This window comes from Antarctobacter albus, from assembly GCF_900101505.1.
Lineage (GTDB): Bacteria > Pseudomonadota > Alphaproteobacteria > Rhodobacterales > Rhodobacteraceae > Antarctobacter > Antarctobacter albus.
Map to the genome: position 1 here is coordinate 17,925 of NZ_FMZI01000009.1, position 14,772 is coordinate 32,696.

The 14,772-nt window shown below is 65.9% G+C and carries 14 protein-coding genes; 7 read left to right on the plus strand and 7 right to left on the minus strand.

Annotated features, from left to right (window positions below; all coding sequences use genetic code 11):
* Positions 1 to 59 precede the first annotated feature (59 nt).
* Complete coding sequence (gene recQ, locus BLQ71_RS16120; RefSeq protein ID WP_074622448.1) at positions 60 to 2,117, minus strand: DNA helicase RecQ; 2,058 nt, start codon at positions 2,115 to 2,117, stop codon at positions 60 to 62.
* A 118-nt stretch (positions 2,118 to 2,235) separates the two neighbouring features.
* Positions 2,236 to 2,529, minus strand: coding sequence for a YggT family protein (locus tag BLQ71_RS16125; RefSeq protein ID WP_043143084.1), 294 nt, complete (start codon positions 2,527 to 2,529; stop codon positions 2,236 to 2,238).
* Between the two features lie 132 nt (positions 2,530 to 2,661).
* Between BLQ71_RS16125 and BLQ71_RS16130 the strand changes: the two genes are divergently transcribed.
* The 6 genes from BLQ71_RS16130 (at position 2,662) to arfB (ending at position 7,914) form a co-directional block, all read left to right on the plus strand.
* Positions 2,662 to 3,201, plus strand: coding sequence for an acyl-CoA thioesterase (locus BLQ71_RS16130; protein WP_074622449.1), 540 nt, complete (start codon positions 2,662 to 2,664; stop codon positions 3,199 to 3,201).
* A gap of 102 nt (positions 3,202 to 3,303) precedes the next feature.
* Positions 3,304 to 4,674, plus strand: a complete 1,371-nt coding sequence (locus BLQ71_RS16135) for an MFS transporter (protein WP_074622450.1) — start codon at positions 3,304 to 3,306, stop codon at positions 4,672 to 4,674.
* Positions 4,671 to 5,588, plus strand: a complete 918-nt coding sequence (mepA, locus tag BLQ71_RS16140; protein WP_069211244.1) for a penicillin-insensitive murein endopeptidase — start codon at positions 4,671 to 4,673, stop codon at positions 5,586 to 5,588. Before BLQ71_RS16135 ends, mepA begins: the two co-directional genes overlap by 4 nt.
* 7 nt (positions 5,589 to 5,595) lie before the next feature.
* Complete coding sequence (locus tag BLQ71_RS16145) at positions 5,596 to 6,495, plus strand: esterase-like activity of phytase family protein (RefSeq protein ID WP_083342278.1); 900 nt, start codon at positions 5,596 to 5,598, stop codon at positions 6,493 to 6,495.
* A 101-nt stretch (positions 6,496 to 6,596) separates the two neighbouring features.
* Complete coding sequence (locus tag BLQ71_RS16150) at positions 6,597 to 7,238, plus strand: queuosine precursor transporter (RefSeq protein WP_074622451.1); 642 nt, start codon at positions 6,597 to 6,599, stop codon at positions 7,236 to 7,238.
* 253 nt (positions 7,239 to 7,491) lie between these two features.
* Positions 7,492 to 7,914 (plus strand): alternative ribosome rescue aminoacyl-tRNA hydrolase ArfB, encoded by a 423-nt coding sequence (arfB, locus tag BLQ71_RS16155; protein WP_074622452.1) that lies wholly within the window; start codon positions 7,492 to 7,494, stop codon positions 7,912 to 7,914.
* A 110-nt stretch (positions 7,915 to 8,024) separates the two neighbouring features.
* On the opposite strand, the gene BLQ71_RS16160 is transcribed toward arfB, so the two are convergent.
* Positions 8,025 to 10,568 (minus strand): DUF4175 domain-containing protein, encoded by a 2,544-nt coding sequence (locus BLQ71_RS16160; RefSeq protein WP_074622453.1) that lies wholly within the window; start codon positions 10,566 to 10,568, stop codon positions 8,025 to 8,027.
* A gap of 37 nt (positions 10,569 to 10,605) precedes the next feature.
* Entirely contained in the window at positions 10,606 to 11,871 is a 1,266-nt protein-coding gene (gene lysA, locus BLQ71_RS16165; RefSeq protein WP_074622454.1) for a diaminopimelate decarboxylase, read from the minus strand.
* Positions 11,872 to 12,078: 207 nt separating this feature from the next.
* Between lysA and BLQ71_RS16170 the strand changes: the two genes are divergently transcribed.
* Complete coding sequence (locus tag BLQ71_RS16170; RefSeq protein ID WP_074622455.1) at positions 12,079 to 12,900, plus strand: SDR family NAD(P)-dependent oxidoreductase; 822 nt, start codon at positions 12,079 to 12,081, stop codon at positions 12,898 to 12,900.
* Between the two features lie 30 nt (positions 12,901 to 12,930).
* Here the strand turns inward: BLQ71_RS16170 and BLQ71_RS16175 are convergent, their stop codons facing one another.
* From BLQ71_RS16175 to argH, 3 genes are read right to left on the minus strand one after another with little or no spacing between them, the layout of a single operon-like run.
* Positions 12,931 to 13,239 (minus strand): DUF2834 domain-containing protein, encoded by a 309-nt coding sequence (locus BLQ71_RS16175; RefSeq protein ID WP_069211239.1) that lies wholly within the window; start codon positions 13,237 to 13,239, stop codon positions 12,931 to 12,933.
* A complete protein-coding gene (locus BLQ71_RS26060; protein WP_088702354.1) occupies positions 13,239 to 13,382 on the minus strand; it encodes an argininosuccinate lyase in 144 nt (47 codons plus the stop codon). The genes BLQ71_RS16175 and BLQ71_RS26060 overlap by 1 nt, the downstream gene beginning before the upstream one ends.
* Complete coding sequence (gene argH / locus BLQ71_RS16180) at positions 13,379 to 14,770, minus strand: argininosuccinate lyase (RefSeq protein ID WP_074622456.1); 1,392 nt, start codon at positions 14,768 to 14,770, stop codon at positions 13,379 to 13,381. The genes BLQ71_RS26060 and argH overlap by 4 nt, the downstream gene beginning before the upstream one ends.
* Between the last annotated feature and the right edge of the window lie 2 nt (positions 14,771 to 14,772).

The window sequence follows — 14,772 nt, forward strand, 5'->3', positions numbered from 1 at the left end:
ATCACTTCCAGTGACCCCGAGGTAGTCTGCCCGCCCGCCAAGGTCCAGAGCCGGGCCTGTCAGCCCGCGTTTTCCTGCAGCACCGACCAGAAGACCGGGCCGAACCGTTCCGCCCGCTTGTCGCCCAGGGCCTGGCACAGCGCGTCCTCGCTATGGGGCGGACGCTCTGCCAGCTTGGCAAGCAAAGAGGCGGAACAGGACAGCGGCTTGTCGGTGCCGTCGGGACCGCGCAGCAGATCGGCCTGGGCCGCCATCAATGCATCGTAAACCGCCCCTGTGCCCCGCGCCGCCAGCTTGCGCCGGCGCGGGTGCATCTCTTCGGACCCGCCGTTCAGCACCTCGAGGAACTCCGCCCCGTAGCGTTCCAGCTTCTTGGCCCCGATGCCGGAAATCCGCGCCAGTTCGTCCATGTTGGCGGGACGGGTCTCGGCCATCTCGATCAGGGTGCGGTCGACGAAGATCACGTAGGCGGGCACGCGCGCCGCCTCTGCCAGCGCGCGCCGCTTGGCCTTGAGCGCCGAGAGCATGGGCGCGTGTTCCTCGCTGACCAGGGCCTTGACCGCCGGGCGGCGCTCCGTCGCGCGGGCCACGGCATCCTTGCGCAACTGGATCGCCTCCTCGCCGCGCAGGATCGGCAGGGCCCGGTCCGTCATGACAAGCGCCCCGTGGCGTTCCGCGTCCGGGCGCATCAGGTCATGGCCCATCATCTGCCGGAACACCGCCTGCCACTGGCCCCGGCTGAGATCCTTGCCGACGCCGAAGGTGGGCAGGCCATCATGCCCCCGTTGCTTGATCTTGTCGGTCTCCTTGCCCAGCAGGATGTCGATCAGGTGCCCGGCGCCAAAGCTTTCGTCCGTGCGCAGCGCGGCAGAAAGCGCCTTGCGCACCGCCTCGGTGCCGTCGAACAGCTCTGGCGGGGTATCGCAGAGGTCGCAGTTGCCGCAGGCCCCGGCCTCTTCGCCGAAATAGGCCAGCAGCGCCTTGCGGCGACAGCCCAGCGCTTCGGCCAGCCCCAGAAGCGCGTTCAGCCGCCCGTGGTCGGCGGCGCGGCGTTCCGGCGGTGCCAGCCCCTCGTCGATCTGTGAACGGCGCAGGCGGATGTCCTCGGGGCCGAACAGGGTCAACGTCTCGGCCGGGGCGCCATCGCGGCCTGCGCGGCCGATTTCCTGGTAATAGGCCTCGATCGACTTGGGCAGGTCCGCATGGGCCACCCAGCGGATGTCCGGCTTGTCCACGCCCATGCCAAAGGCCACCGTGGCGACGACGATCAGCCCGTCCTCGGTGGCGAAGCGTTCCTCGACCTGGCGGCGGTCATCGGCCTCCATCCCGCCATGATAGTGACAGGCGGCGTGGCCCTCCTCGCGCAGGGCGCGGGCGATGCCTTCGGTCTTGGCCCGCGTGCCGCAATAGACGATGCCGGACTGCCCCTTGCGGGCACCGGCGAACTTCAGGATCTGGGCGCGCGGCCCGTCCTTTGGTTGAAAGGCGAGATGGATGTTGGGCCGGTCAAAACCGCGCAGGAAGGTCGTCGGCGGCTGTCCGTCGAAGAGCCGCGTGACCATTTCCTCGCGCGTTTCGACATCCGCCGTCGCGGTAAAGGCGGCCAGCGGCACGTTCAGCGCGCGGCGCAATTCCCCGATGCGCAGGTAGTCGGGGCGGAAATCATGGCCCCACTGGCTGACGCAATGCGCCTCGTCCACGGCGATCAGAGAGATCCCTGCCTGCGCCAGCATCCGCTGGGTGCCGCCATTGGCCAGCCGTTCGGGCGCGAGGTAAAGCAGTTTCAATTCACCGGAATGCAGCATGTCCCAGACCGCATCCGTTTCTTCGGGCGTGTTGCCCGAGGTCAGGGCACCGGCGGCCACGCCTGCCTCACGCAGGCCCCGCACCTGGTCGCGCATCAGGGCAATCAGCGGTGAGATCACCACCGTCACCCCGTCGCGTAGCAGCGCAGGCAGTTGGAAACACAGGGATTTGCCGCCGCCGGTCGGCATGATGGCCAGCACGTTCTCGCCCGCGGCCACGGCCTCGACAATCTCGCCCTGGCCGGGGCGAAAGGCGTCGAAGCCGAAAATCTCTTGCAACAGCGCCTCGGCGCCCCCGGCATCGCGCGGCATGGAAAACCTGTCGGATTTGTCTGGATCTGCTCTCAATCCAGACAATCACATACTAAGATTCGGTGAATCAAGCCCCAGCCACCACAATATGCGGCTTTTGACCGTGGCGCGCACAGGGTCAGAAGCTGTAGAAAAAACCGGCGTTGTTGGCCAGGATGATCTGTAGCGCGTAGACCCCGATCAACGTGATCAGCGGCGCCAGGTCCAGCCCGCCCATCGGCGGCAGGATGCCCCGGATGCGTGAATAGACAGGTTCAAGGATCCGGTTCAACCCGTCCCAGATCGCCGCGACGATCGGCTGGCGCAGGTTGAGGATCTGGAAGTTGATCAGCCAGCTCATGATCACATGGGCGACGATGATGAAGACCGCGATGCTGAGAAGCATGTTCAGGATCTGAAAGAGCGACTGCATCTGATGGGCCTTTCCTCGTGGTGCCGGTCGGCCCAGAGGTATGCGCAGAAACACTTAAGGACAAGTGTGCCGCGAGGTCCCGATTGACGCGGCTTTGCGCGCGCAGCATCACGCGGGCCAAGGAGCCTGCCCATGTACCCATTTCTGCGTCTTGCCCGCAACGTCCGCCAAGCCCGCCGCGCCCCGCGACTGGGCCTCTTCGATACCCATGTCTCGACCCACGTCTGCATGCCCTGGGATCTCGATCTGTGGTGGGAGCTGAACAACGGCCGCACCCTGACGATCTATGACCTTGGCCGCATCCCGCTGGCGATCCGCACCGGCCTGGTGGACGTCTTGAAACGCGAAGGCTGGGGCCTGACCATCGCCGGGTCGGTGGTGCGCTACCGGCGCCGGGTCCGCATGTGGGACAAGGTCGAGATGCACTCACGCATGCTGGGCTGGGACCGCCGGTTTCTCTACCTCGACCAGTCGATGTGGCGAGCGGACGGCGAATGCACCAGCCATGCGATCTATCGCGCCGCCCTGACCGACGCCAAGGGTATCGTCACCACGGATCGCTCGGCCCCGGCACTGGGCGCGCCTGCGGCAAGCCCGGCTTTGCCCGACTGGGTGCAGACCTGGATCGCCTCCGAAGACGCGCGGCCCTGGCCGCCTGCAACGAAAAAGTGACGAAGCCAGCGGCTATCTAGCCTCGGAACACCCGCCGTCGTTAACCACTTGCCACGCCCCCTGCCGATGGGTTCTATCGCCCCATTCCGAAAAGGGGCAGGCATGGCACATCCGACGAAACGGCAACGCATCTGGGGCTGGATGTTCTTCGACTGGGCGCAACAGCCCTACGCGACCCTTGGCCTGACCTTTATCTTCAGCCCCTATTTCGCCGCCGTCGCCGCCGAGTATTTCATGAACCAGGGCGCCGAGGCCGCCAGTGCCAAGGCCAATGCGCAAAGCCTCTGGTCCTCGGCCCAGACCGTCGCCGGTCTTGTCATCGCCTTTTCGGCGCCTCTGCTGGGGGCCTGGGCCGATGCCACCGGGCGTAAGCGACCCTGGTTCTGGCTGTTCACCGTGATCGCCATCCTTTCCGCCTTCACCCTCTGGCAGCTGCAACCGAACGGCAGCGGACTCTACATCGCCCTCGCGATGTTCTGGATCGGCTTTGTGGCCAGCGAATCCGCCTTCAACCTGAACAACGCGATCCTGCCCAGCCTTGGCACACAAGAGGAGGTGGGACGCATCTCGGGGACCGCCACGGCCTTTGGCTATTGGGGGGGTGTGCTGTCGCTCTTCATCATGTTGTTGTTCTTTGCCGAAAATGAAAGCGGCACCACCCTGATCGGACTTTCCCCGCCATTCGGGCTGGACGCCGAGGCACGCGAGGGCACGCGGTTCGTCGGGCCCTTCATCGGGCTGTGGTTCGCGATCTTCCTCATTCCCTTCTTCGCCTGGAACCATGACGACCCGCTGGAACGCAAGAAACCGGAAAGCGTGCGCAAGGTGCTGGCAGACCTCTGGCAGACCATCCTGCGCGTCTCGCGCCGCAAGTCCTGCCGCAGTTTCCTGTTGTCCTCGCTGTTCTACCGCGACGCGCTGACCGCGCTTTATGCCTATGGTGGCATCTACGCGACGCTGGTGCTGGACTGGCAGGTGATCCAGGTCGGTGTCTTCGGCATCATCGCCGCCATCGCGGCCGCGGTCCTGTCCTGGGTCGGCGGGCTGGCGGATCAGCGGTTCGGCCCCAAGCCCGTGATCCGCACCTGCATCTGGGTTCTGATCCTCGTCGGCTGCGTGATCGTGGGCATGTCGCGCGAAAGCCTGTTCGGGATGCCGCTGGCCGAAGGCTCGCTGGTGCCGGACATCATCTTCTACATCTGCGGTGCGATCATCGGCGGCACCGGCGGCGCGCTCTATTCCGCGTCGCGGTCGATGATGGTGCGCCATTGCGATCCCGCGCGCCCGGCGGAGGGGTTCGGCCTGTTTGCCTTGGCGGGCAAGGCCACGGCCTTTCTGGCCCCCGCGCTCATCACCCTGTTCACCTACGTGACACAGTCCAACCAGCTGGGCTTTCTGCCGGTGATCGGGCTTTTCCTGATCGGACTCGTTCTGCTAGCATGGGTGCATCCGCAGGGAGAGAGACCCGCATGATCCGTTTCATTACGACCATTTCCCTTGTCCTTGCCCTGGCTGCCTGTGGTGGCGGCGGGCGTGACATCTCCGGGGCCCGCGCCCCGGCCCGTCCGCTGGATCCGGTGCTGTCCTCCAAGGAGGCCAAGCAGCTTTTCGGCGCCAAGAGCCAGGCCTCGACGCAAAAGGCCGAACCTTTCGGGGGTTATGCCAAGGGCTGTCTTGCCGGTGGCGTTCAGCTGGCCGAAACCGGGCCGACCTGGCAGGCCATGCGCCTCAGCCGCAACCGCAACTGGGGCCACCCCGAGCTGATCGACTACGTTCAGGACCTCAGCCGCAAGGCCGCACAGCAGCCGGGCTGGAACGGCCTGTACCTGGGCGATTTCAGCCAGCCGCGCGGCGGCCCGATGCTGACCGGCCACCGCAGCCACCAGATCGGGCTGGACGCCGATATCTGGCTGCGCCCCGCCGACAACCTGAACCTCTCGGTCAAGGCGCGCGAAAACATCTCGTCGATCTCGATGCGTCGCTCGGCAGGGGCCTATACCAACGACAAGTGGACGAAACAGCACCACGAGATCCTCAAGGCCGCCGCCAGCGATCCCCGCGTCGCGCGTATCTTTATCTTCCCGGGCGCCAAGGTGCAGATGTGCAACGATGAAAAGGGCGACAAGTCCTGGCTGCGCAAGGTGCGCCCCTGGTGGGGGCATCACTACCATTTCCACGTCCGGCTCAGCTGCCCCAAGGGCGCTGCAGGCTGTGTCGACCAGGCGGCGCCGCCCCCCGGCGACGGCTGCAAGGAGGCCGAAGGCTGGGTCGACCGTATCCTGAACCCGCCGCCGCCCGATCCCAACGCCAAACCTTCGCCGCCCCGGCGCGAGCTGACGCTGGGCGATCTGCCGCGCGCCTGTGCCGACGTGCTGGCCGCGAACTGACCCACGCATGACACGCCGCCTGTTTCGCCGCCTGCGGGCGCTGACGCTGGTCTGCGCCAGCCTCGCAGGCCTTGGCGCCTGCGCGGCAGAGGTCGGCCCGAAGGTGCAGTTCATCAGCCATCTGGACTGGCCCCCAGGGCCACACCGGATGGGCGGGTTTTCCGGGCTGGAACTGTCCGAGGACGGCACGCGGTTCACCGCCATTTCCGACCGCGGCTTCATCGTCACCGGGCGCTTTCACCGCGAGGGCCCGAAACTGACCGCCATCGAGGAAGATACCCCCGGCCCGTTGCGCAACCCGCAAGGCGCGCCTGTTTCGGGACTGGAGGCGGATTCCGAGGGCCTGGCCATTGGCCCTGACGAACGCATCCATGTCTCGTTCGAGGGGCGGCACCGGGTCAGCGCCTATCCCTCTCCGGATCGCAGCCAGCCATTGCCCACACCTGATGCCTTTGCCGCCCTCCAAGGCAATTCCGGCTTCGAGGCGCTGGCCATCGACGACAAGGGCCATCTCTACACCTTGCCCGAACGCTCGGGCCGGCTGACGCGGCCCTTCCCGGTCTGGCGTTTCGACGGCAGCCGATGGAGCCAACCGTTCTCGATCCCACGCTCGGGCGGCTTTCTCCCGGTCGGCGCCGATTTCGGCCCCGACGGGCGGCTCTACCTGCTGGAGCGCGAATTCACCGGCTTCGCCTTTCGCAGCCGGGTCCGGCGGTTCGTCATCACCGGCGACAGGATCGCCGGCGAAGAGACCCTGCTGGAAACGCCGCGCCACAGACACGGCAATCTCGAAGGATTGGCGGTTTGGCGCGACGCCACCGGCGCGATCCGGCTCACCATGCTGTCGGACGACAATTTCAAGAGTTTCCTGCGCAGCGAGTTCGTCGAGTACCGGGTCACCGACTGACCCCCATGCCCCTTGACGCGGCACCGGGGCCGCCTGTAAGCCCCCGCAATCCGGATCTCCGGATCAAGTCCCCGCAACCTTGCAAAAAACGGGTCACATACATGACACGCGCTCATCTTCCCGGCATTCTTGCCATGGCGGCCATTGTCTTGGCCTCCAACATCCTCGTCCAGTTCCTGTTCGGCCAATGGCTGACCTGGGGCGCCTTCACCTATCCGCTGGCCTTCCTGGTCACCGACCTGATGAACCGCATCTACGGCCCGGGCCCCGCGCGGCAGGTGGTCTTTGTCGGCTTCATCGTCGGGGTCTTCTGCTCGCTCGTGGGCACCCAGATCCTGCTGCAGGGCGACGGTTTCACCTACCCGGCGGTGACGCTGCGGATCGCCATCGCCTCGGGCCTGGCTTTCCTGACCGCCCAGATGATGGACGTGGCGATCTTTGACCGTCTGCGCGCGGGCAAATGGTGGCGCGCGCCGCTGGCCTCGACGCTGGTCGGCTCGACGCTGGACACGGCGATCTTCTTCACCATTGCCTTTTCTTCCACGCTGACCTGGATCGAACCGGCAAACGATGTCGCATGGGCCAACGAAGTGCTGCCGCTCCTGAGCGTCGGACCCGAGGTACCGCTTTGGGTCTCGCTGGCCGTGGCCGACTGGATGGTGAAACTCAGCCTCGCCCTCCTGGCCCTGGTCCCGTTCCGGATGATCGTTTCGCGGGCACTGCAGAATCAAAAATTGGCTTGAGACGCAAAAAAGACTTTGTGGTTTGCCATGTGCGTGGCACCATCATCTTGCGTTTTCAACAGCTGAAAGGAGGTGATCCAGTGTCGAGAGAAGCATTGGAGAGAGGTGTCGGAACAGTTCGGGAGAGCGCGCTCTAGGGCAGCCCCTGGGGCGATGATCCCCCGAATTGGCAGAGCCTAACCGGCCCCGCCTCCGTATTCTCGAAGGGCCGCTGATCTGGCGGCCCTTTTTATTTTGCACTAGGTCCTAGCCCATGTTGCGGATCACCGACCAAATCAGCCTCGAAGACTGGGAACTGACCGAACAATTCATCCGCGCCTCCGGCCCGGGCGGCCAGAACGTCAACAAGGTCTCCACTGCCGTCGAGCTGCGGTTCGAGGCGGAACGCTCCCCCAACCTGCCACAGGCGGTCAAGACGCGGCTGCGCAAGCTGGCCGGGCGCCGCTGGACCAAGGACGGCGCCGTCATCATCCAGGTCGAAGACACCCGCAGCCAGGCCCGCAACCGCGAGATCGCCCGCGACCGCCTTGCAGACCTTGTGCTGAAGGCCACCCAAAAGCCCAAGCGGCGCATTCCCACGAAACCCACGCTGGGGTCAAAGAAACGTCGCCTCCAGGCCAAGAAACAGCGCGGAGAGGTCAAATCCCTGCGCGGCAAGATCGACCCCGACAGCTGACCCCGGCTTCTTCTTGGCAAGAAATACTCCCGCCGGAGGCCCCCGAGGACCCGGCCAAAGGCCGGGCCCGAGGCAAACTGCGCGCGCAAGCGCACAATCGGATTATGGGATCAGAACCGTTCCAGCAGCCGGTCGAGGTAGTTGCGCTCTTCCTCTGGACGGTCCAGCTCACCCGACCGGCGGCGCAATTCACCCAGCAATTCCTCGGCCCGGCGATAGACGTCCTGCCCCTGCAACAGGCCCTCGTCGGTGCCGACCCGGCCGGTGTTGCCGGTGTTCCGCCCCAGCGGGTCGCGCTGCTCACCCGGGTCGCCGCCGTCGGCAAAACCCTGTTCGCCGGTGCGCTGCTGCTGTTGCTGTGCCAGCGCCTCGCCCAGGTCACGCATGCCTTCGCGCAACGCTTCCAGCGCGCGCGATTGCTGGTCGATCGCACGGCCAAGGTCGCCGTCACGCAGCGCACGTTCCGCACCGTCCATGGCACCTTCGGCCCGTTCCAGCGCCTCGGCGGCGCGTTCGCCCGCCTCGGTGCCCTGGCCGGGCAGCGCCTGGCGCTGGCGGTTCAGCTCGTCCCGCAGGGCGCGCTGGCGCTCGGCCAGTTCTCTGGCGGGATCGTCACCGCCCTGCCCCTGGCCGGGGTCACGTCCCGCCTGGCCCTGGCCGGGCTGGCGATCCTGTCCCTGCGGCCCCTGGCCCGGCTGGCGCTGGCCCTGCCCGCGCTGGCCGTTGTTCAGGTCGCGGAACGCCTCGTCCGACAGTTCCTGCTGTTCGCGCAGTGTGTCGGCCAGCCCCTCCATCGCCTGTTCGCCCGGCGACTGTCCGCCGCCACCGGGTCCCTGGGTGATCTGCATGTTGTCCAGCATTTCCTGCAACTGACGCATGGCTTCAGCGGCCTCGGCCATCCGGCCCTGCTCCATCAGTTCCTGGATGCGGTCCATCATGCGCTGGATGTCGTCCTGCGACATCTCGATCATGTCCTGCGGATTCATCTGCTGACCTTCGGGGTTCTCCCGGGCCTGCTGCTGACCCAACTGGCGCATGTAGTCGCGCGTCGCCTCGCGCAGTTCCTGCATCAGCTCGGCGATCTCCTGGTCCGAGGCGCCATTCTTCATGGCCTCTTCCAGCCGTTCGCGCGCCCGCTCCATGCGTTCGCGGGCGTCATCCAGGTCGCCTTCTTCCATTTCCAGCGCCAGGTCCCACATCTTCTGCGCCAGCTCGTCCTGTTTCTCGTCCGTGATGGCGCCGTATTTCGCCAGTGTCTCCAGCCGCTTGGTCAGGGCGCGCAGACGCATGTACTCGACATCCTTGCGGAACAGGTCGTCCGGCTCGTTCAGGATCGTCTTGAAGATCATCGCGATGTTGGCCGCGTTCTCACGGTTCCACAGCAACGCCTGCCGCTGTTCGATCAGCGCCGCGGCGACAGGATCGAAAAAGCGCCGCCCGGGCATGGTCAACGACTGCGGTTCCGACAGGCCGCTCTGTCCACGCCCGTCCTGAACCTCCAGCGACAGTTTCACCGGCAGGTTTGCCCAGGGATGCAGAGAGAAGTTGCCGACAAGCGCCTCGGTGAACTCGGACCGGTCGCCCGCCACCGGCATCGGCAGCGGCACCTCGATGGTTTCGCGCGGTTCGGGTTCGATCGCGCGGCCATAGCGCCGGTCGACAGCAGCCAGGTCCAGCGTGAACCGCGCCGTCCCCATGACGACCCCGTGGTCGTCACTGGCGGTAAAGGGGATCTGGGCCTCACCTTCGTAGCTGACCTCGATCTCGCCATCGCGTTTCACGTCGGGCGCGGCATCGGGGATCAGGGCGATCTGCCAGACGCGCCCTCCGGGCCCATCCACTGCCAGTTCGCCGGATTTCAGAACCGCAAAGTCCTGCGCCGTGTCCTGTGCCTCTTCCGGGCTCAGGTCGCGGCCGGAAATGCTCTCGCGCACGCTCAGCGCACCAACCTCGCCGTACATGCGCAGGGTGATTTCGGCCCCCTCTGGCACGTCAATTTCCGGCGCGGTGATGTCATTCAGGTAGACCGAGGGCAGACGCGTATAGGCCGGCGGCTGCATCCAGCCTTCCCAGGCCGGACCCTGTGCCAGGTCGGGACCGCCGGCGCCCATGCCGGTCACGGATTGCACCCGCACCAGAGACCCGAACAGGATGGCCACCGACAGCGCCAGCAGGGCGACATAGCGCAGCGCCAGCGGATCGTTCTTCGACACGCGCAGATCCGGTTCGACCGCCCGCGCCTCGGCCAGCCGGTCGCGCATGCGTTTCTGGTGCGCGCGCCAGACCGCCGTGGACGAGGCATCGCCGCCGCCGATGGCCTGGGTGTCCAGCGCCGCCTGGATCGGGTTGCCCCTCAGCGTACCATCCAGTCGCAGCATTGCCGCCCCGCGAGACGGCCAGCGGAACTGCCGCACCCCGTACCAGCCTGCCCAGATCGCGCCCGCGCCCAGCAACGCCGCGGCGCCCCAGACCCATTCCACCGCGACCTCGTCCTGCACGCCCAGCATCAGGAGGGCGAGCGCGAAGATGGCGATGGACCAGAGCGGCCAAAAGGACCGCGCCAGCCGTTCGGCCACCATGCCAAGCCGGGTCAGGACCAGCGGCCAGCGCAGGGTGCGAAAGATCTCGGGGATGTCGGTCCGGTTCGGGGCCATATCGCTCCTCGCAGGGTCAGCCTGCGAGGAGGATACCTCACAGCCACTCGGGGATGGTATCGCGATTTATGATGTCGTCAAAGGTCGGCCTTGGGCGGATAACCGCGAATTGATCGCCGTGCACCAGCACCTCGGGCACCAGCGGACGGGTGTTGTATTCACTGGCCATCACGGCGCCATAGGCCCCGGCAGAGCGGAAAGCGACGAGGTCCCCCGCCGCTACGGGCGGCATCAGGCGGCCCTTGGCAAAGGTATCGCCGGTCTCGCAGACCGGTCCGACGATGTCATAGGGCGAGAGTTCGGCGCCCGGCGCTGCCTCTTTTACGGGCACGATTTCGTGATGCGCGTCGTACATGGCCGGGCGGATGAGATCATTCATCGCCGCGTCGAGAATCAGGAAGTCCCGCCCCTCGCCCTGTTTGACGTAAATGACCCCGCTGACCAGCAGCCCCGCGTTGCCGATGATCAGGCGCCCCGGCTCGATCTCGATCTCACAGCCCAGGTGGCCCACGGTGCGCTGGATCAGTGCGCCATAGTCGGTGGGCAGCGGCGGCGCCTCGTTGGAACGCGCGTAGGGAATTCCCAGGCCACCGCCCAGGTCCAGACGCGTGATCTCATGCCCGTCGGCGCGCAGCGCCTCGGTCAGCTCGGCGACCTTTGTATAGGCCTGCTCGAAGGGCTCCAGCTGGGTCAGCTGGCTGCCGATGTGCACGTCGATGCCGACGACTTTCAGTCCCGGCAGGCGGGCGGCGTCGGCATAGACCTCGCGCGCGCGGGCGATCGGGATGCCGAACTTGTTTTCCGACTTGCCGGTCGCGATCTTGGCGTGGGTCTTTGCATCCACGTCCGGGTTCACCCGCAACGTGATCGGCGCCTCGACACCCATCGCACTGGCCACCTCGGAAATCACCCGCATCTCCGGCTCGCTCTCGACGTTGAACTGGCGGATACCCCCCTCCAGCGCCGCGCGGATCTCTGCCCCTGTCTTGCCGACACCGGAAAAGACGATGCGTTCGCCCGGCACGCCCGCCGCCTTGGCCCGCGCATATTCCCCGCCCGAAACCACGTCCATGCCCGCGCCCTCGGCGGCCAGCGTTTTCAGGATCGCCTGGTTCGAGGCGGCCTTCATCGCGTAGCAGACAAGGTGCGGGCCCCAGTCCAGCGCCTCGTCGAACAGCCGGAAATGGCGGACCAGCGTCGCGGTGGAATACAGATAGAACGGCGCGCCCACGGCGGCCGCGATCTCGGCCACCGGAACGTCTTCGGCATAGAGCTGCCCGTCGCGGTACAGAAAATGATCCATGTCCGCGCTTTAGCCGAGAGCGGGCAACGGGGCCAGCCCTCTCTTCATGTCGGACCATGCCATGAGCCGATGCCCCGGGCTTCTTCTTGGCAAAAATACTCCGGGGGAGTCGACCAAAGGGAGACGGGGGCAGCGCCCCCATCGCCGATTGCACAAACCGCGCCCGGCACTCTACTCTGCCAACCAAATGCCAGAGGGAGCAAAACCATGCATCAGACCATCAAACCGGGGAATGTGGCAGTCATCACCGGCGGGGCCTCCGGCATCGGGCGCGAGATGGCACGGCGCCTGGTCGAGATGGACATGCGCGTCTGCATCGCCGACCTGCGCGGCGAGATGCTGGAAAAGGCGGTGACAGAGACCGGCGCGGCCCTTGGCATGGAAACGGACGTGTCCGACATCATCCAGTTGCGCCGGCTCAAGGCCAAGGTCGAGGAGATGCTGGGCCCTGTCGACCTCTTGATGAACAACGCAGGTATTCAGCCGGGCAGTTCGATCTTCGACATCGAAGGCAACTGGGACCAGATCCTGGGCGTAAACCTCTGGGGAATCATCCGGTCCAGCCAAGTCTTTGCGCCGGACATGGCGGCGGCTGGCAAACCGGGGCTGATCGTGAACACCGGCTCGAAACAGGGGATCACCACACCGCCAGGCGATCCGGCCTATAACGTGTCCAAGTCGGGTGTGAAGGCATTCACCGAGGCGCTGCAGCACGAGCTGCGCAACATGGAGAGCTGCCAGACCGAGGCGCGCCTGTTCATTCCGGGCTTCGTCTACACGCCGCTCACCGCGCGCGGCCGGACCGAAAAGCCGGACGACGCCTGGACACCGGAACAGGTGGTGGATTTCCTGCTGGAGGCGCTTGGACGCGAGGATTTCTACATTCTCTGCCCGGACAACGACGTGGACAGGGCAACCGACGTCAAGCGCATCCTCTGGGCGGCGCAGGACATCACCGAGAACCGCGCACCGCTGTCGCGCTGGCATTCGGACTACAAGACGGCGTTTGCAAACTGGCTGAAGACCTGAGGCGTAGGGCGGGGTTTACCCCGCCGTTCCTCACACCGGTTTCGACCGGAAATACAGGTAGAGAGGCAAGCCGCAACTGACCCCGATGCAGAAGGTCGCCGGGATCGCCAACAGCGCTTGCCAGTTGCGGCGGACAGACACCTCGGCCAGCACCCAGATCGTCAGGACGATGGCGGTGATGGTCAGGTCCCAGGTCAACCCGCGCGTGCTGTCATTCACGAACCAGGCGTCGATCATGACCCCCAGGTCCCAGCCGTTCGCGGCCAGAAAGGTCACAAAGTAGTACATCGGGTGCACGGCGCCCCAAATCGCCAGCGCCAGCCAAAGCCACCGCAGCATCAGCCCGTGATCCCCACCTCGGCCTTGCCGGTGATCGAGACACCAAGCCCCGGGCTCGCGGGCTTGCCATCGGGCGGTTCGGGTTCGCCGTCGGCGCCGCAGGCCGCCAACGCCACCAGTCCGAGAAATGCGAGGAGTCTCATGCCAAACGCTCCTTCCAGGTCGCGATCTGTTCGCGCACACGCTGAGGCGCCGTTCCGCCATAGCTCATCCGGGACCGGACCGAGTTGTGCACGCCAAGAACATCATAGACCGATGCGTCGATATTCCCATGCACCTCCTGCATCTCCTCCAGCGAGAGGTCTGGCAGGTCGCATCCTTTTGCCTCCGCCTTGGCGACCAGGCTGCCGGTAACATGGTGCGCATCGCGGAAGGGCAGGCCGGTCTCGCGCACCAGCCAGTCGGCCAGGTCGGTCGCGGTCGAGAAACCATGCGCCGCCGCCGCCTCCAGCGCGGGGGTGTTGGCGCTCATGTCGCGCACCATGCCCTCCATCGCCGCCAGCGCCAGCATCCAGTTGTCGGCAGCGTCGAAGACCTGCTCCTTGTCCTCCTGCATGTCCTTGGAATAGGCCAAGGGCAGGCCCTTCATCACCATCATCAGCGCGACATTGGCGCCGAAGATACGCCCGATCTTGGCGCGGATCAGCTCTGCCGCATCGGGGTTTTTCTTCTGCGGCATGATGCTGGACCCGGTGCTGAACCGGTCCGACAGGGTGACAAAGCGGAACTGGGCAGAGGACCAGATCACCAGCTCCTCGGCAAAGCGGCTGAGGTGCATGGCGCTGATCGAGGCGACCGAGAGAAACTCCAGCGCGAAATCCCGCGCCGAAACGGCATCCAAAGAGTTGCCCATCGGACGGTCAAAGCCCAGCGCCTCGGCCGTCATGTGCCGGTCGATCGGGAACCCGGTGCCGGCCAGCGCCGCAGCACCAAGGGGCGATTCGTTCATCCGGGCGCGGGCGTCGCGCACGCGGGACAGATCGCGCCCGAACATCTCGACATAGGCCATCATGTGGTGGCCCCAGGTCACCGGCTGCGCCGTCTGCAGGTGGGTAAAGCCCGGCATGACCCAGTCGGCGCCCTGTTCCGCCTGCCCCAGCAGCGCCCGGATCAGGGCCAGCAGCCCGCTTTCGGCGGCGTCCAGCTGATCGCGCACCCAGAGGCGAAAGTCCGTCGCCACCTGGTCATTCCGGCTTCGGCCCGTGTGCAGACGCCCCGCCGGTTCGCCGATCACCTCTTTCAGCCGCGCCTCGACATTCATGTGAATGTCTTCCAGCGCGGTCGAAAAGGTGAAATCGCCGCTTTCGATCTCTGACAAGACCGTGAGCAAACCTTCCCGGATCGCCTTTGCATCGCTATCAGTGATGATGCCCTGCGCCGCAAGCATGGCGGCATGGGCTCGCGAACCGGCGATGTCCTGCGCCGCCAACCGCTTGTCGAAGCCGATGGAGGCGTTAATTGCTTCCATGATGGCATCGGGCCCGGCGGCAAAGCGGCCGCCCCACATCTGGTTCGAGGTCTTGTCAGACATGC